The organism is Halorussus halobius, assembly GCF_004765805.1.
Lineage (GTDB): Archaea > Halobacteriota > Halobacteria > Halobacteriales > Haladaptataceae > Halorussus > Halorussus halobius.
On sequence record NZ_ML219773.1, the window covers coordinates 865058 to 880277 of the forward strand.

A 15220-nucleotide genomic window follows, 5' to 3' on the forward strand; every position below is an offset into this window, starting at 1 on the left:
GTCAGTTCCCACCGGCGATCTGCCGGGCCCACTCGTCTATCCAGCCGTCGACGTTGCCCTGCAGCTCGTCGTAGGTGAACGTCACCGGGTCGTCCGGGATGGCGGCGTACTCCTCGAACTCCGAGGGCAGGTCGGCCCAGTCGGTCGCGGGGAACTGGACGTTCCGGGCCGCGATTTCCCCCTGCGCCTCGGCCGAGAGCAGGAAGTCCATGAACGCCGCCACGAGGTCGTCGTCGTCCGAGTCGGCGAACTTCGCCATCCCCTCGGGGTTGGCGTACCCCTGGTCGTCGAGGAAGCTGATGCGGTGTTCCTCCAGATTCGCGTCCGACCGGTTGGCGTACACGCGGTCGGTCGAGTACGACACCACCATGGGGGCCTCGCCGCTCTCCCACGCGGCGTAGGCGTCGTCCCACGACCCGAGGATAGTGGCGTCGTTGTCGACCAACTGCTCCCAGTAGTCGAGGTACTCGTCCTCGCCGCGATTGTGGACGGTCCACAGCAGGAACGCCCGGCCGGTCGCGGCGCTCTGGGCGTTCTGGAGGATGAGGTCGCCTGCGTACTCGTCGGTCGTGAGCGCGTCGAACGTCTCGGGGTCGTCGACCTCGGTGCCGTCGTAGACGAGGCTGATGTACCCCGTGTCGTAGGGCACTGCGCGCTGTTGGGGGTCGAACTTGAGTCCCTCCTCGACGTGACCGTAGTTGTCGAGCGCGTCGACGGTCGACTCGAACAGTTGGCGGTCGTCCAGCGCGTCGTCGATGCGGATGAGGTGGTCGACGTTGAGTCCGACGAACATGTCGGCCTCGACCTCGACGCCCTGCTGGGCGCGCTGGAGGTAGTAGTTCATCTCGTTCTCGGGCGTCGCCCACTCGACGGTCACGTCGGGGTGTCGCTCCTCGAACGCGTCCTTGAGCCACGGCCCGGGCGAGGAACTCGGCGCGTCGACGAACGACGAGTACGTGGCGACCGTCAGCGTCCCGCTGAGGTCGGAGCCAGTCTCGGTTTCGGTCGCCTCTTCGGCCGTCGTCTCGGTCGATTCGTCCGCCGTGGTCGACTCCTCAGTCGTGGTTTCGTCGGCCGTCGTGGTTTCGTCGTCGGTCGTCTCTTGGCCCCCGCCGTCGCCACCCACGCAGCCGGCCAGTCCGATCACCGTCGCGGTCGCGCCTCGTCGAAGAAGCGTGCGCCGTTCCATTACCCGGTGGTTTCATCCGGTGGTACTTAACTCGCGTGATGTGGCGCGATAGCTGTCGGCCGTCGAACGCTCCGGACGACCGCGCCTCACGGCGCGACGGTCGCCTCCCCGTAGAGGTGAATCGTCAGGCCCGCGAGAGCGAGGATTCCGACCGAGACGAGCGCGAGTCCGGCGATTCGCCAGGTCGAGGGGTTCGCGTACACGGCGTACGCGCCGACCGCGACCAGTCCGAGTTGCCCGGCTATCTCGGCCAGCGACGCCCTGTGGCCGAGCGTGCCGGGCCGGAGGACCAGTACCATCACGACAACCGACAGCACCGTGACGCCGGCCGCAGCGAGCGCGAGCGGCGACCTCGTGCCGAGCGCGTCGGCCACGATGGCGGTCAGCGACGCGTCGAGCAGTCCTCGGGCCGCCACGACGGCCGCGAGGAGGGCGGGGTTCGACCACGTCGGGAACAACCACTCGAACATGCGATCAGCTTTGTTTCGGGAGCGGCATAACTGTAACTCCGCGCGGCGTCGAGGCCCGCCGGTTGTGATGCGAAGCGTTACCCGACGCGAGAGCGTACGCCCGCCCATGAGCGACGCCGCGAACGACCCCGACGACGGCGCGGGGGTCGACCCCGAGGAGTGGCGCGAACAGGTCGAGTCCTACCGCCGGGAGAAAGACGCGTTCTTCGCCGAGCATCCCCAGTCGCCGGTCGCGCCCGAGGACCGCGACGACTTCGACGGCCTCGACTACTTCGACCCCGACCCCGCGTATCGAGTCGCGGCCACGGTCGCGGTCCACGACCGGCCCGAACCGGTGGAGATGGACGTGAACGCGGGACGGCCCCAGCGATACCTCCGGGTGGCGACCCTGCGTTTCACGATGGGCGAGGACACGTACGAACTCGCGGGCTACCAGCGGGAGGGCGAGGACGGCCTGTTCGTCCCCTTCCGGGACAAGACCACGGGCCAGCAGACCTACGAGGACGGCCGGTACATGGAGTTCGAACCGGAGGGCGAACTCGAAGACGGCGGCGAGGTGATACTCGACTTCAATCTGGCGTACTCGCCCTTTTGCGCCTACAGCGAGACGTTCGCCTGCCCGCTCCCGCCCGAGGAGAACTGGCTGGAGACCGAGATTCGGGCGGGCGAGCGGGCCTAATCGCACAAAGCATTTCGGCTCCGGGCGCGAGTGGTCGGGCATGGCCGACGACTCGACCGCCGACGTGAGCGACGACGAGCCGATGACCAACTTCCCGGTACCGGACGTCGAGGACCTGCCCGAGGACCTCCGGGAGCGAATCGCCGAGGAGACCGAACAGGCCGGGTTCACGCCCAACGTCTTCCGGGCGTACGGCTACAAGCCCAGCCACTTCCGGCCGTTCTTCCAGTACCACGACGCGCTGGTCGAGGACACCCCGCTCGACCGCGAGGAGGTCGAGATGATAGTCGTGACCGTCAGCGGCGTCAACGACTGTCTCTACTGCGTGGTGGCCCACGGCGCGCTGTGTCGGTTCTACAGCGAGCGCCCGAAACTGTCCGACCAGCTCGCCACCAACCACCGCGCGGCCGACCTTTCCGAGCGCCGGCGCGCGATGCTCGACTTCGCGGTGAAGCTGACCGAGGAGCCGGGTCGCGTCACCGAGGCCGACCTCGACGCCCTGCGCGAGGTCGGCCTGACCGACGAAGAGATATGGGACGTCGGGAGCGTGACGGCGTTCTTCAACCTGAGCAACCGGATGTCCACGCTGGCGGACATGCGCCCGAACGAGGAGTTCTACACCTTCGCGCGCGGGATGGAGTGAGATATAAGGTCGATATTAATCATCCAAGGTTACCTAAGCTGTTTTGCGATTAGATTTATACGCTTTTGCGTCCCCGGTTCGACCATGGCGGCGACGACCACCTGGAACGACCCGAACCACTGCCCGTTCTGCGAGACCGAACTCGAAACGCCCGGCGCTGGCTTCGTCGACCACCTCGGCCAGAACCCCGACTGCGAGGATGGGTTCGAGGCCTGGCGGTCCAACGTCGCGGGCGACGTACCCGGCGGCTGGAGCGGATAGAAGGCGACTGCGGGCCGAAAGCCGGTCCCGAGGTCAGGGTGCGACGCCGACCGTCAGCAGCGTCCCGAACTCCCGGTAGCGCTCGACCATCGCCTCGCGGGTCTCCCACTCGTCGGTCGGGAACTCGCTCGCGTCCGGAATCTCGGTCTCCTCGTCCGGGATGTTGTCCTGCTCGGCGACGTGCAGGCCCGCCTCGCGGAACGCCTCGCGGTACTGTGGCCCGCTCCACCGGGTCATCTCCACGTCGATGCGCTCTTGCCACCGGTGGGAGTGGACGTTCTCCTCGTAGTAGTTCACCGCGCAGAAGAAGGTGCCGCCGGGTCGCAGGACGCGGGCGACCTCACGGAGGGTCTGGTGGGGGTCGCTGGCGTAGTAGAACGCCTCCATCGACCAGACGTGGTCGACGCTGTCGTCGGCCAGGGGGAGCGAGTCGAAGTCGCCGTTCAGGTACTCGACGTCGGGGTCGTCCGTGTACTCCCGGGCGTTCCGTACCATCTCGGGGGAGCCGTCGAGTCCGTAACACGCGCCGGCGTTTTTGGTGTCCCTGAGGGCCCGCAGCACGTATCCCGAGCCAGTCCCGAGGTCGAGGACGACGTCGCCCGGTTCGACCGGCATCCGGGCCAGCGCGTACTTGGCCGTGTGCCAGTGGCGCTCGGCCATCCCCTTGTCGCGGCCGTCGGCCGCCCACTCGTCGAACTCCTCGCGTACGCTCATGTGCGGGTCGAGGCGCGCGAGGGGTAAAGTCGGTTCGGACTCACCGAGTCCGACTCGGCACTCGTCGACCCCGAGCGCGGGGCCGGCGGGCGACGCCGCGCCGTCGTCCAACGAGGCCCTTTTACCCGTCCGGTGTGTCACGTCGCGCATGGTCGGCTCGAAGCGACGCTACGCACTGGCGGACACCGCCCAGCAGGTCGTGGGCGGGTTCCTGCTGGCGGGACCGTTCGTCGTCACCGAGGAGGTCTGGGGCCTCGCCAGCGACATGACCTGGGTGCAGTCGCTCTCGACCATCGCCATCGTGTTCCTCATCGGCTACGGCGCGCTCTACAAGGCCGACGACGACCGGGACCCCGACCGGGAGGCGGAGGTCGCGGGCGTCCCGACCCGGTTCGTCTCGCTGATGGTCGTGTCGTTCGGGTCGGTGGCGATACTCGCGGTGGCGTTCGGCGCGCCCGGCACCTTCCTCGGCGACACGTTCGCCGACGGCACGCCGTCGACGGAGACGGTCGCGATCACGCTCCGGGCTGTCAGCGTCGGCGCGGTGTTCAGCGTGGTCGGCGCGGCCACCGCCGACAGCGTGTTCTGAGACGGTCGGTCCCACCGCGGCGCCCGACCCGTATTCTTAAGTCTTCGCCGCGTATCACCAGTGGATATGGAATATCGACTCGCCATCGAAAACGCCCCCGAGTCGGTGCCCGGCGGGACGGGCATCCTCCTCCTGCATCCCAGCACGGGCGAGACCGACCGCATCGACACCGACTTCCTCAAGACCGACACCGACCGCTTTCTCGTCATCTCGACGCGGACCACCGCGCGCGAGGTCAAGCAGAAACTCGACCACTACGACGTCGACGAGGACCGCGCCGAGATACTCGACACCCTGAGCATCGAGCGGGGGTACTCCCGACGCAACACCGATAGCGTCCACTACGTCTCCTCGCCCGCCGACCTCGAGGGCGTCCTCGAGGTCGCCCGCGACTTCCTGGAACGCACCGAGGGCAAGCGCCGAATCAGCCTCGACTCCATCACGGAGATGGCCTACTACGCCGACGAGTCCCGCGTCCGGGACGTCGTACGCGAGTTGCTGGCGCTCCTCGACGAACACGACGCGGTGGGCCTGTTCCACCTCTCGAAGGGCGTCCACGACGAGGAGCAGGTCGAGCAGTTCCTCGGGGTCTTCGACGCCATCGTGGACCTCGACCGCGACGGGAACGTCGAGAGCGACTTCTGAAACGGGTAATACGTCGTTCAGTTCAGAACGGCGAACTCGACGCGAACGACGGTCCCGTCGTACTCGACGTAGTAGCCCGATTCGTACTCGCCCGAACTGTCGTCGTCGGGGAAGTATCCCGACAACCGTTCGCGGTCCGCTTTCATCTTCCCGACTTCGCTTTTCGGCACGGTGACGACCGCTCGTCCGGACTCGTTTACGGCTTCCCGGACGGCTTCTCGCAGGTAGCTGTTCGCCCGTACTCGGTCGTCGCCGAAATCGACGACAGTCGCGTTCGGTGGGGCGTCCGAAACCACCTCGGCGGTTATTTCACCGTCGCCGGTACTCGCGCTGGATTCGCCGCCGTCGAGCGGCGACGCAGTCGGTTGGCCCGTCAGGCATCCAGAACCGGAAACCGCGACTGCCAGAACGACGACAGCTATGGCGGACTTTTTCACGTACTCCCGAAGGGAAATGTAGTAGAAATGTCTTGTGAGGAATCGCCTCGCGTCCAAGGCTCCTCTATCTCACGCCGTACTCTCACGCTCGCTGCGTCGCCCGTCCCAAAAGCGCGCTGGAAGGGATTTTCGCCTCACGGAAACGCGAGCAGACGAACTGCTCGCAGCAGGTTCGTCGCAAAATCACGGGCTGGAAGGGATTTGAACCCCTGTCCGTCTGGTTAAAAGCCAGACGCTCTGCCTAACTGAGCTACCAGCCCTCACCCCTGATTGCGGGCGATAGGGGTTAAACGTTTTCTATCCACCGGCCCGCGTCCAGAAGCTTTACCCTCGCGTCCTCGGTGTCCACTCGCATGGACGAGTTCGCCAGCGCCCGCGACGCCGACCTCCGAGCGCTCACGGAGGACCTGCTCCGAGTCGACACCACCGACGGCAACGAAGCGCCCGCCCAAGAGCGCGTTCGGGAGCAATTGAGTGACCTCGGCTTCGAGACGTACGAGTGGACCGCCGACGCCGACGCGCTGGCCGACCACCCCTCGTTTCCCGACGACCCCGCCGAAATCGACGTGGCGGGGCGGCCGAGCGTCGCGGGCGTCCTCGAATTCGGCGACCCGGACGCCGGGCCGACGCTGGTGCTGAACGGCCACGTCGACGTGGTGCCGGTCGCCCGCGAGTCGTGGTCGAGCGACCCCTTCGAGCCGACGTGGGGCGAGCGCGCGGACGGCACCGAGACGCTCACGGCGCGGGGCGCGGCCGACATGAAGACCCAGCTCGCGCTGCTGGTCTTCGTCGCCAAGCACCTCCACGAGTCCGCCGAGGGGGCGGCCGCCGACTCACCGTTCGACGGTCGGCTCGTGATCGAGAGCGTGGTCGGCGAGGAGTCGGGCGGAATCGGCGCGGCGGCGGCCGCGCTGTCGAACCCCTACCCCTTCGAGCGCGACGCCGCGATAATCGCCGAACCGACCGAACTCCGTCCGGTCACGGCGGCCGAGGGCTGCGTGATGAAGCGCCTGCGAATCGAGGGGCGGTCGGCCCACGCGGCCTCGCGCTGGCGCGGCGTGGACGTCCTCCCGTACTTCGAGGAGATACGGCGGGCGTTCCGCGAACTCGAATCCGAGCGCGGCGAGTCGGTCACCCACCCGCTCTACGCCGAGTTCCCGGTGCCGTGGCCGGTCGTGTTCGGCACCGTCGCGGCCGGCGACTGGGCGTCGTCGGTCCCCGCCGACCTCGTCGCCGAGGTCCGCATCGGCGTCGCGCCGGGCGAGACGGTGGCCGAGGTCGAGTCGGCGTTCGACGAACGCCTCGCCGAGATAGTCGCAGCCGACGAGTGGCTGACCGACCATCCGCCCGAGTTCGACCGCTTTTCGGTCCAGTTCGAGCCCTCGGAAATCGACCCCGACGAGCCGGTGGTTGGCGCGGTCCAGCGAGCGATGGACCGCCACGGTCTCGGGGACGACACCGCCCCGCGCGGGGCGACCTACGGCGCGGACGCCCGGTGGTACGTCGAGGCGGGGATTCCGGCGGTGCTGTTCGGACCGGGGTCCATCGACGAGGCGCACTTCCCCGACGAGACCATCGCGTGGCCGGAGGTGCTGACGGCCGGCGAAGTGCTGGTAGATGCCGTGCGGGAGTTCTTCGATTGAACGATTGCGCCCCGATTCACGACAGCCACTCTTCGAGCGCCTCGGCAACGACCGCCGACGGCTCCTCGCCCTCCATCGCGGCCGCGCGCCGGAGTTCCCGGTAGGTGTCGCCGGGCAGCGACAGGGTGAGTTCGCCCGGCCGGACGCCGTGGTCGGCCAGCGCCGCCGCGACCGGCGCGCCGTCGTTGACCGCGCTGGCGACCGACCGCACCTCCCGGACCGTCAAATCGCCGTCGAGGACGGCCCACGCGAGTTGGAACCGGTCCTCGCCGCTCACGCGGGCGACGTGCTTGGCCGCCGTGGGCGCGATCTGGCCCATGGCGACGTAGCGCCGGATGGACTGGGGCAAATCGTGAACGCGCGCCCACTTGCGGACGAACGCCACCGTCACGTCGCCACCCGCGCGCTCGGCCGCCGCTTTGTAAGATTTCTCCGCGCGCACGAGCGCGGCGCACGCGGCCGCACCCCGGAGCATGAACACGTTGTCCTCGTCGCCGGCGGTGTTGTCGGCGAACCGCCGGACGGTCGCGGCCGCCTCGGCCACGCTGTCGGGGTCGTCCGGGTCGAACGCCTTCGCTCGCTCGGCGCGCTCGCCGGTGACCGCCTCGTCGCCGCGCACGACCGGCTGGCCGACCGGCGACTCGCGGTCGGTCGGCGGTCCGTCCGATTCGCGGCCGGCGGACCGCTCGCTCGATTCCCGGTCGGCCGGCGGTCCCTCGGGGCGTCCGTCTCCACTCATCGGTCGGACGGTCGCACCGACCGGCAAAAAATCCGGGGGTCGGTTGGCCGGGCGTCGTCCGGACCGCGATGCCGCCGGGGTGTCCGGGGGCGCGAGGCCGGGGATTTTCGGTGGTTCGGGCACTACGCCGGGGTATGGTTCGAACCGGAAGCGACTGGACGGCGGCCGAGATGCCCGAGATGGACGGCCAGACCGTGATCGTCACGGGCGCGAACAGCGGCCTCGGCTTCGAGGCCACCGAGGCGTTCGCCCGGAGGGGCGCGCACGTCGTGATGGCCTGCCGGAGCGAGGAGCGGGGCACCGACGCCAAGCGGGCGATTCGGGGTGGGGCGGGCGCGACGGAGAGCCACCGGGGGTCGCTCGAAGTCGCGACGCTCGACCTCGCGGACCTCGATTCGGTCCGGGCGTTCGCCGACGAGTTCCGCGAGACCCACGACGACCTCCACGTCCTCTGCAACAACGCCGGCGTGATGGCGATTCCCCGGCGCGAGACCGAGGACGGCTTCGAGATGCAGTTCGGCGTCAACCACCTCGGCCACTTCGCGCTGACGGGACTGCTCGTCGACCGCCTGCGCGAGACGTCCGGCGAGACGCGGGTCGTCACCCAGAGCAGCGGCGTCCACGAGCGCGGCGAGGTCGACTTCGAGGACCTCCAGAGCCAGCGCTCGTACGACAGGTGGGACGCCTACGCCCAGAGCAAGCTGGCGAACGTGCTGTTCGCCTACGAACTCCAGCGTCGCCTCGACGCGGCCGACGCGACCGACGTGACCAGCGTGGCGTGTCATCCCGGCTTCGCCGCCACGAACCTCCAGCGGCGGGGCCCCGAGATGCGCGGCTCGCGACTCAGGCTGTGGCTGATGGAGGCGATGAACGCGGTCCTCGCCCAGTCGGCCGAGGCGGGCGCGCTCCCGATGCTGTACGCCGCCACCGCGTCCGACCTCTCGGGCGGCGAGTACGTCGGGCCCGGCGGGCTGTTGAACATGCGCGGACCGCCGGCGGTCCAGCGGTCGAGCGACGCCTCGTACGACCGCGACGCGGCCGAGCGGCTCTGGTCGGTCTCCGAGGAACTGACCGGCGTGACCGTCGACCTCGAACCCCGAGTGGCTCCGTAGTTCCGGCGAGTCGAGCCAGTCACACAGTTTCGAGACCGCAGACCTTTCACCCCCGCGCGTCAACGCCCGAGCATGGACGAGCGGGCCGCACTGGCGATGCTCGCCGACGAACTCCCGCACGCGGGCGACGACGCGGCGGTCGTCGACGGGCAGGTGCTGACGACGGACATGCTCCACGACACCACCGACTTCCCGGCCGGGACCACCCGGTACACGGCGGGCTGGCGGGCGGTCGGCGCGTCGCTGTCGGACGTGGCCGCGATGGGGGCCGCCGCCACGGCCGCGGTGGCGGTCTACGCCGCGCCCGGGTTCGACGCGGGCGAACTCGCGGATTTCGTCGCGGGCGCGACCGACGTCTGCGAGGCGGTCGGCGCGGAGTACGTCGGCGGCGACTTGGACGAGAGCCGGGAGTTCACGGCCGCGACCACCGCGCTCGGTCGGACCGACGACCCCGTGTTGCGCTCGGGTGCGCGTCCGGGCGAGGTGGTCTGTGTCACCGGGACGCTCGGGCGCACCGGCGCGGCTCTCCGCCTGTTCGAGGACGCGAGCGGGCGGGAGACGGTCGAGCGCGCCAACGACCTGTTCCAGTTCGAGCCCCGGGTCGCGACCGGCCGGGCGGTCGCTCCCTACGCCACCGCGATGATGGATTCGAGCGACGGGCTCGCGCGCTCGCTCCACCAGCTCGCGGCGGCCAGCGACTGCGGGTTCGCGGTCGAGTGGGGCGCGATTCCGGTGGCCGACGCGGTGGGGGAGCTCGCGGCCGACGCCGCCGACCTGCGCGAGCTCGCCGCCTTCTTCGGCGAGGACTTCGAGTTGGTCTTCACCGTCGCGCAAGCGGACCTGCCGACGATTCGGGACGCCGCGCCGACGCCCATCACGGTCGTCGGCGAGGTCACCGAGTCGGGCGTCGAGATGGACGGCGAGCCGCTGCCCGACCGCGGGTTCACCCACGGGCAAGCGTAGCCCGGCCGCGCGGAGGTCGCCGAGTCCTCTCCCGGCCGACACCGGACTCCCCAGGGGTGCGAGCGGACGCGCGACGCCGACCTGACGCAATCGACGTACCGTCGAGAAACGTCCGAATTCCGGTTGTGTATCTTCAATATTTGCCGGTGTTTCGGAACCGAACATTATTATCCTTATATACCCAAAACCATATCTATTATAATCATGAATAGGGGTGCGTATGTCCACAAACAGGCGACGGTTCCTGAAACGGACCGGCGGGCTGGCGACCGCGACGATACTGGCCGGCTGTACCGGCGACGGCGACCAGGCGACCGAGAGCGAGCCGACGGACGGCGCGACGACCGAGGACGAGTCCGGCGAGGACGGCGGGACGACGACCACGAGCGACGGCGGCGGCGGTTCCGACGCGATATCCATCGGCGTCCCGCTGCCGTTCTCGGGCGACTACGCGTGGGTCGGCGCGAACGTGCTGCCCGTCGTGAACATGGTCGTCGAGGAGATAAACGGACAGGGCGGCATCGACGGCCGGGACGTGAACGTCGTGCAGGCCGACACCGAGGCCTCGCCGGACGCGGCGGTGTCGGCGGTCAATCGGCTCGTCAACGTCGAGAACGTCCGCGCCGTGGTCGGTCCGACCAGCATCACCATGTCGGCGGTCATCGACACGCTGATAGACAACGAGGTGCCCGTGGTCACGCCGACAGCCGGGACGACGTCGCTCGACGACCGGGGCGGCGAGTACGTCTTCCGGACGGTGTCCTCGGACTCGCTGGGCGGGCGCGCCATCGCGGTGGCCGCCGGCGACCAGGAGTTCAACGGCATCCGGAACTACGAGCGGATGGCGCTGATGGTCGGCAACGAGGAGGTGTTCCAGTCGTTCAAGGAGCCGGTCCGCTCGGCGTTCGAGGAACTCGGGGGCACCGTCACGACGGCGATGGACGTCCGGACCGGCAAGGCCTCCTACCAGTCGGAGGTCCAGCAGATGATGAACTCCGACCCCGAGATCACGGTGCTCATCGCGTCGGTCGAGGACAGCGTGAAGATAACCGAGGCGGGCTATCAGGCGGGCTACGAGGGCAACTGGTTCCTCACCCAGGACCAGACCAACCAGGACTTCCTCTCCCAGAGCGAGAGCCAGGTCACGGCCGACATGCTGGGGCTGCAGGCGGCCCCGTACGGTCCCGCCGAGGAGGGCGGGCGACTGGAGAACTTCTTCGAGCGCGTCACCGAGTACGCGGGCTGGGACGAGGGGGAAAAGCAGTTCGTCACGAACACCTACGACGCGATAAACGTCCTGGGGCTCGCGATGAAGCAGGTCGCGGCCGACGGCGACGACGTGACCGGACCCAACGTCGCCTCGGGCATCAGGACCGTCGCGACGCCGCCCGAGCAGACGGTCACGAACTACACGGACGGGGCCGAGGCCATCGACGGCGGCACCGACGTCGATTACGGCGGGCTGGTCGGGCCCATCGACTTCGACGAGAACGGGGACATCGTCGCGCCCTTCTCCATCCGGCGGGTCCAGGACGGGTCGTGGACCGAGGCGTCGTACCTGCCCCCAGAGGAACTCTGAGCCGTTCTCTCCCCCAGAATGGTTCTCGACAATCTCTTGCAGACGGTCGTGTTCGGTCTCATCGAGGGAAGCGTCATCGCGGTCGGCGCGGTCGGCCTGACCCTCTCGTACGGCGTCACGCGGTTCATCAACTTCGCGTACGGGGAGTTCCTCACGTACGGCGCGTACCTGACGGTGTTCCTCGCGGCCGGCCTGTTCGGACTGTCGCTTCCCCTGCCGGTCGCGGCGGTGGTCGCCGTCCTCGTCGTCGGCGTCCTCGGCGTGGCCGTCTCGCGCGCGTTCTTCGAGCCGATATCGGACCGGGGTCCGCTCCCCCTGCTGATAACGTCCATCGGGGTGTCGTTCATCCTGCGGAACCTGCTGCAGGGCTGGGTCGGCGTCGAGCCGCGACAGCTCCCCATTCCCCTGCTGCGCCGCCAGGACTACTTCGGGCTCGTCCGGCTCACGGACCTCGAACTCGGCGTAATCGTCGTCAGCGTCCTCACCATGTTGGCCATCCACCTGCTGCTCCAGCGCACGATGCTCGGCAAGCGGATGCGCGCGACCAGCGGGAACCGGTCGCTGGCCGAGATCGCCGGCATCGACACCACGAGCGTCGTCCGGCGGACGTGGTTCATCTCGGCGGCGGCGGGCGCGCTCGCGGGCGTCCTGTACGCCGTGCTGTTCTCGCCGTTCCGGCCGGCCGTCGGCTTCGAGTACCTCATCGTCATCTTCGCGGCCACGCTGCTGGGCGGCATCGGGCGACCGTACGGCGCGATGCTGGGCGCGCTGTTCATCGGGCTGGCGATGAACTTCGGCTCGACGTACCTCTCGGCCAACTACACCCGAGCGTACGCCTTCCTCATCCTCGTGGGCGTGTTGCTCGTCCGCCCCGAGGGCATCAGAGGGGGTGAGTTCTGATGGCGCTGCTGGGCGGCGGACTCTCCTTTTTCGTGACGGTGGCGACCATCGGCTGCATCTACGGCCTGCTCACGCTCGGGCTGAACGTCCACTACGGCTACACCGGGCTGTTGAACTTCGGGCACGTCGCCTTCTTCGCTGCTGGCGCGTACGCCTCGGCCATCGTGACGATGCCCCCGCCCTCGCAGGTCACGAACGCGAGCTACGAGATATGGTTCAACCTCCCCATGCCGCTGGGGTTCCCGGTGAGCCTCGCGGCCGCGACCCTCGCGGGCGGGACACTCGCGTTCCTCATCGGGCTGACGAGCGTCCGGCTCGGCACCCACTACCTCGCCATCGCGACGTTCGCGCTGGCGGGCGTGTTCGGCGACGTCCTCGTCAACGAGGCGTGGCTGACCAACGGGTCGTTCGGGATGAACAGCGTCCCGAAGCCGGGCCGAGCGATGCTGTCGGCCGACGCGTGGCAACTCGCCTACCTCGCGTTCGCCGCGGCCGCCCTCGCGGTCGTCTACCTGGTGCTCACCCGACTGTTGGGCGCGCCGTTCGGGCGGCTGCTGAAGGGCGTCCGCGAGAGCGAGGCCGCCGCGAAGGCGCTCGGCAAGAATACTCCCGTGGTGAAGCTGAAGTCGTTCGCCATCGGCGGCGCGATAGCCGGGCTGGCGGGCGGCATCTACGCCCACTACCTCGGGAGCGTCGTGACCGCGCAGTTCGTGCCCCACGTCACGTTCACCGTCTGGGCCGCGATGCTGCTGGGCGGCGCGGCCTCGAACGTCGGTGCGGTAGGCGGCGCGTTCCTCGTGGTGGCGTTCGAGGAGTCGACCCGGTTCATCACCACCGCCTACGACTGGGTCCAGTCGATGCTGCCCGAGGCGCTGAGCGGGATTCTCCCCGCGCTGTTCGGCCCGCTGCCGAACACCCCGTCGTTCGTGCCGAGCATGCGGTTCGTGGTCGTTGGCGTCCTGTTCGTGCTGGTCGTCCGGTATCGTCCGGAGGGACTGTTCGGCGACCCCGCCGAGATCGAAGCGCTGGGGGAGGAGGACTGACAGATGAGTGCGAACTCACCCGTCGACGACGCGGCCGCGAACGATACCGACACCGACGGCCGCGACCAGTCCGACGCCGGCGCGAGCGCCGACGACTCGACGGACCTCCTCGAAGTCGACGGCGTCGTCAAGCAGTTCGGCGGCCTCGTGGCGGTCGACGGCGTCTCGTTCGGCGTCGAGGAGGCATCGATAACGGGCCTCATCGGCCCCAACGGCGCGGGCAAGTCGACGCTGTTCGACTGCATCACCGGCGTCTACGAGCCCGACGGCGGCGCGGTCAGGCTCGACGGCGAGCCAATCCACGGCCGGTCGCCGACCGAGATAGCCAGGCGCGGGGTCGGCCGGACGTTCCAGACCCCCAAGACGTTCCGGGGCATGACGGTCCGGGAGAACATGGCGTTCGCGGCCGAGCGACAGACCGGCGAGCGGGCGCTGGGCGCGCTGTTCCGGCCCGGAACCGTCGGCGAGGAGGAGGCCGACGTGCAGGCGCGAGTCGACGAGACGCTGGAGTTCCTCGAACTCGACCACCTCGCCGACGACTACGCCGGCGGGCTGTCGGGCGGCCAGCGGAAGCTGCTCGAACTGGGTCGGGTCCTGATGCTCGACCCCGAGATAATCATGCTGGACGAACCGATAGCCGGCGTCAACCCGTCGCTGACCGACGAACTGCTGGCCCGGCTCCGCGAACTCAACGACCGCGGTCGAACGATACTGTTCATCGAACACGACATGGACGTCGTGATGGAGAACTGCGACAGGGTGGTCGTGATGCACAACGGACAGACGCTGGCGTCCGGGCCGCCGAGCATCGTGCGGGACGACGAGCGGGTCGTCGAAGCGTATCTCGGAGGGTACGACTGATGGCCGACATCGAGACGATTCGGCGGTACGACGACGCCCTGTTCTCGGCGCGCGACGTCGAGACCGGATACGGCGACCTGCAAGTGCTGTACGGCGTGGACGTCGACGTGCAGGCGGACGAGGTCGTGTTGCTGTTCGGTCCGAACGGCGCGGGCAAGTCGACGCTGATGCGGGCGCTGTTCAAACAGCTCCCGCTCTGGGACGGCACCATCGAGATGGACGGCCAGGACTTCTCGGCGCTGGCCTCGAACGAGATGGTGCCCAACGGCGTGGCCTACGTCCCACAGACCGAGAACGTGTTCCCGAACCTGACGGTCGGGGAGAATCTCGACATCGGGTCGATTCACGCCGCCGACCCCGAGAAGCGCCGCGAGACGATGTACGACCTGTTCCCGAGGCTCGAAGAGCGTCACGGACAGGACGCCGAGACCCTCTCGGGCGGCGAGCGACAGATGCTCGCCATGGCGCGGGCGCTCATGCCCGACCCCGACCTGCTGCTCGTCGACGAGCCCTCGGCGGGGCTCGCGCCCCAGCTCATCGAGCGGGCGTTCGAACACGTCGACCGGGTTCGGGAGGCCGGAACTGCGGTGTTGATGGTCGAACAGAACGTGAAAGCCGCGCTCGAAGTGACCGACCGCGCGTACGCCCTCGACGTGGGCGAGAACAAGTTCGAGGCCGACGCCGACACCATCCGGGACTCCGAGCGCGTCCGGGACCTCTACCTCGGCGAGTAGCTGCCCGCCTCCCATCGGC

General features: G+C 68.8%; 18 protein-coding genes and 1 tRNA gene. 13 read left to right on the plus strand and 6 right to left on the minus strand.

Features of this window, described 5'->3' with window-relative positions:
* Nucleotide 1 precedes the first annotated feature (1 nt).
* Nucleotides 2–1189: a thiamine ABC transporter substrate-binding protein gene (locus EPL03_RS04390; protein WP_135828106.1), complete on the minus strand. Its 1188-nt coding sequence runs from the start codon at nt 1187–1189 to the stop codon at nt 2–4.
* Between the two features lie 86 nt (nt 1190–1275).
* Nucleotides 1276–1659 (minus strand): hypothetical protein, encoded by a 384-nt coding sequence (locus EPL03_RS04395; RefSeq protein WP_135828107.1) that lies wholly within the window; start codon nt 1657–1659, stop codon nt 1276–1278.
* Nucleotides 1660–1765: 106 nt separating this feature from the next.
* Between EPL03_RS04395 and EPL03_RS04400 the strand changes: the two genes are divergently transcribed.
* From EPL03_RS04400 to EPL03_RS19770, 3 genes are all read left to right on the plus strand, one after another.
* Entirely contained in the window at nt 1766–2338 is a 573-nt protein-coding gene (locus EPL03_RS04400; RefSeq protein WP_135828108.1) for a DUF1684 domain-containing protein, read from the plus strand.
* Nucleotides 2339–2378: 40 nt separating this feature from the next.
* Nucleotides 2379–2981: a peroxidase-related enzyme gene (locus EPL03_RS04405; RefSeq protein WP_244605196.1), complete on the plus strand. Its 603-nt coding sequence runs from the start codon at nt 2379–2381 to the stop codon at nt 2979–2981.
* Nucleotides 2982–3065: 84 nt separating this feature from the next.
* Nucleotides 3066–3242: a DUF7501 family protein gene (locus tag EPL03_RS19770; RefSeq protein WP_168216176.1), complete on the plus strand. Its 177-nt coding sequence runs from the start codon at nt 3066–3068 to the stop codon at nt 3240–3242.
* Nucleotides 3243–3275: 33 nt separating this feature from the next.
* Here the strand turns inward: EPL03_RS19770 and EPL03_RS04410 are convergent, their stop codons facing one another.
* Nucleotides 3276–3956, minus strand: coding sequence for a class I SAM-dependent methyltransferase (locus EPL03_RS04410; RefSeq protein ID WP_135828109.1), 681 nt, complete (start codon nt 3954–3956; stop codon nt 3276–3278).
* A 148-nt stretch (nt 3957–4104) separates the two neighbouring features.
* Here EPL03_RS04410 and EPL03_RS04415 point away from each other — a divergent pair, with 148 nt between their 5' ends.
* On the plus strand, nt 4105–4545 hold the full coding sequence (locus EPL03_RS04415) for a DUF2391 family protein (protein ID WP_135828110.1): 441 nt from the start codon (nt 4105–4107) through the stop codon (nt 4543–4545).
* Between the two features lie 66 nt (nt 4546–4611).
* Entirely contained in the window at nt 4612–5190 is a 579-nt protein-coding gene (locus tag EPL03_RS04420) for a DUF7090 family protein (protein WP_135828111.1), read from the plus strand.
* Nucleotides 5191–5207: 17 nt separating this feature from the next.
* On the opposite strand, the gene EPL03_RS04425 is transcribed toward EPL03_RS04420, so the two are convergent.
* Both EPL03_RS04425 and EPL03_RS04430 read right to left on the minus strand, forming a co-directional pair.
* Nucleotides 5208–5684, minus strand: coding sequence for a hypothetical protein (locus EPL03_RS04425; RefSeq protein ID WP_135828112.1), 477 nt, complete (start codon nt 5682–5684; stop codon nt 5208–5210).
* A gap of 129 nt (nt 5685–5813) precedes the next feature.
* Nucleotides 5814–5887, minus strand: a tRNA-Lys gene (locus EPL03_RS04430).
* A gap of 93 nt (nt 5888–5980) precedes the next feature.
* Between EPL03_RS04430 and EPL03_RS04435 the strand changes: the two genes are divergently transcribed.
* Nucleotides 5981–7270 (plus strand): M20/M25/M40 family metallo-hydrolase, encoded by a 1290-nt coding sequence (locus tag EPL03_RS04435; RefSeq protein WP_135828113.1) that lies wholly within the window; start codon nt 5981–5983, stop codon nt 7268–7270.
* Nucleotides 7271–7286: 16 nt separating this feature from the next.
* Here EPL03_RS04435 and EPL03_RS04440 read toward each other — a convergent pair whose 3' ends face one another.
* Entirely contained in the window at nt 7287–8009 is a 723-nt protein-coding gene (locus EPL03_RS04440) for a DUF7119 family protein (protein WP_135828114.1), read from the minus strand.
* A 134-nt stretch (nt 8010–8143) separates the two neighbouring features.
* On the opposite strand from EPL03_RS04440, the gene EPL03_RS04445 reads away from it, so the two are divergent.
* The 7 genes from EPL03_RS04445 (at nt 8144) to EPL03_RS04475 (ending at nt 15201) form a co-directional block, all read left to right on the plus strand.
* Nucleotides 8144–9121, plus strand: coding sequence for an oxidoreductase (locus EPL03_RS04445; protein ID WP_135828115.1), 978 nt, complete (start codon nt 8144–8146; stop codon nt 9119–9121).
* A 72-nt stretch (nt 9122–9193) separates the two neighbouring features.
* Nucleotides 9194–10084: a thiamine-phosphate kinase gene (gene thiL / locus EPL03_RS04450; protein WP_135828116.1), complete on the plus strand. Its 891-nt coding sequence runs from the start codon at nt 9194–9196 to the stop codon at nt 10082–10084.
* Nucleotides 10085–10304: 220 nt separating this feature from the next.
* Nucleotides 10305–11663 (plus strand): ABC transporter substrate-binding protein, encoded by a 1359-nt coding sequence (locus EPL03_RS04455; RefSeq protein WP_135828117.1) that lies wholly within the window; start codon nt 10305–10307, stop codon nt 11661–11663.
* Nucleotides 11664–11681: 18 nt separating this feature from the next.
* The gene (locus tag EPL03_RS04460) at nt 11682–12563 is read left to right on the plus strand and encodes a branched-chain amino acid ABC transporter permease (protein WP_135828118.1); all 882 of its coding nucleotides are present in this window, start codon (nt 11682–11684) and stop codon (nt 12561–12563) included.
* Nucleotides 12563–13606 carry a branched-chain amino acid ABC transporter permease gene (locus tag EPL03_RS04465; RefSeq protein WP_135828119.1) on the plus strand — a complete coding sequence of 348 codons (1044 nt, stop codon included), beginning with the start codon at nt 12563–12565 and terminating at the stop codon, nt 13604–13606. Before EPL03_RS04460 ends, EPL03_RS04465 begins: the two co-directional genes overlap by 1 nt.
* A 3-nt stretch (nt 13607–13609) precedes the next feature.
* On the plus strand, nt 13610–14467 hold the full coding sequence (locus EPL03_RS04470) for an ABC transporter ATP-binding protein (protein ID WP_135828120.1): 858 nt from the start codon (nt 13610–13612) through the stop codon (nt 14465–14467).
* Nucleotides 14467–15201, plus strand: coding sequence for an ABC transporter ATP-binding protein (locus EPL03_RS04475; RefSeq protein ID WP_135828121.1), 735 nt, complete (start codon nt 14467–14469; stop codon nt 15199–15201). Before EPL03_RS04470 ends, EPL03_RS04475 begins: the two co-directional genes overlap by 1 nt.
* Nucleotides 15202–15220 lie beyond the last annotated feature (19 nt).

What these genes read in the sequence shown, in the direction of transcription:
- EPL03_RS04390 (WP_135828106.1), bottom strand. Translation starts at nt 1,189, where the DNA reads ATGGAACGGCGCACGCTTCTTCGACGAGGCGCGACCGCGACGGTGATC.
- EPL03_RS04395 (WP_135828107.1), bottom strand. Translation starts at nt 1,659, where the DNA reads ATGTTCGAGTGGTTGTTCCCGACGTGGTCGAACCCCGCCCTCCTCGCG.
- EPL03_RS04400 (WP_135828108.1), top strand. Translation starts at nt 1,766, where the DNA reads ATGAGCGACGCCGCGAACGACCCCGACGACGGCGCGGGGGTCGACCCC.
- EPL03_RS04405 (WP_244605196.1), top strand. Translation starts at nt 2,379, where the DNA reads ATGGCCGACGACTCGACCGCCGACGTGAGCGACGACGAGCCGATGACC.
- EPL03_RS19770 (WP_168216176.1), top strand. Translation starts at nt 3,066, where the DNA reads ATGGCGGCGACGACCACCTGGAACGACCCGAACCACTGCCCGTTCTGC.
- EPL03_RS04410 (WP_135828109.1), bottom strand. Translation starts at nt 3,956, where the DNA reads ATGAGCGTACGCGAGGAGTTCGACGAGTGGGCGGCCGACGGCCGCGAC.
- EPL03_RS04415 (WP_135828110.1), top strand. Translation starts at nt 4,105, where the DNA reads ATGGTCGGCTCGAAGCGACGCTACGCACTGGCGGACACCGCCCAGCAG.
- EPL03_RS04420 (WP_135828111.1), top strand. Translation starts at nt 4,612, where the DNA reads ATGGAATATCGACTCGCCATCGAAAACGCCCCCGAGTCGGTGCCCGGC.
- EPL03_RS04435 (WP_135828113.1), top strand. Translation starts at nt 5,981, where the DNA reads ATGGACGAGTTCGCCAGCGCCCGCGACGCCGACCTCCGAGCGCTCACG.
- EPL03_RS04440 (WP_135828114.1), bottom strand. Translation starts at nt 8,009, where the DNA reads ATGAGTGGAGACGGACGCCCCGAGGGACCGCCGGCCGACCGGGAATCG.
- EPL03_RS04445 (WP_135828115.1), top strand. Translation starts at nt 8,144, where the DNA reads ATGGTTCGAACCGGAAGCGACTGGACGGCGGCCGAGATGCCCGAGATG.
- thiL (WP_135828116.1), top strand. Translation starts at nt 9,194, where the DNA reads ATGGACGAGCGGGCCGCACTGGCGATGCTCGCCGACGAACTCCCGCAC.
- EPL03_RS04455 (WP_135828117.1), top strand. Translation starts at nt 10,305, where the DNA reads ATGTCCACAAACAGGCGACGGTTCCTGAAACGGACCGGCGGGCTGGCG.
- EPL03_RS04460 (WP_135828118.1), top strand. Translation starts at nt 11,682, where the DNA reads ATGGTTCTCGACAATCTCTTGCAGACGGTCGTGTTCGGTCTCATCGAG.
- EPL03_RS04465 (WP_135828119.1), top strand. Translation starts at nt 12,563, where the DNA reads ATGGCGCTGCTGGGCGGCGGACTCTCCTTTTTCGTGACGGTGGCGACC.
- EPL03_RS04470 (WP_135828120.1), top strand. Translation starts at nt 13,610, where the DNA reads ATGAGTGCGAACTCACCCGTCGACGACGCGGCCGCGAACGATACCGAC.
- EPL03_RS04475 (WP_135828121.1), top strand. Translation starts at nt 14,467, where the DNA reads ATGGCCGACATCGAGACGATTCGGCGGTACGACGACGCCCTGTTCTCG.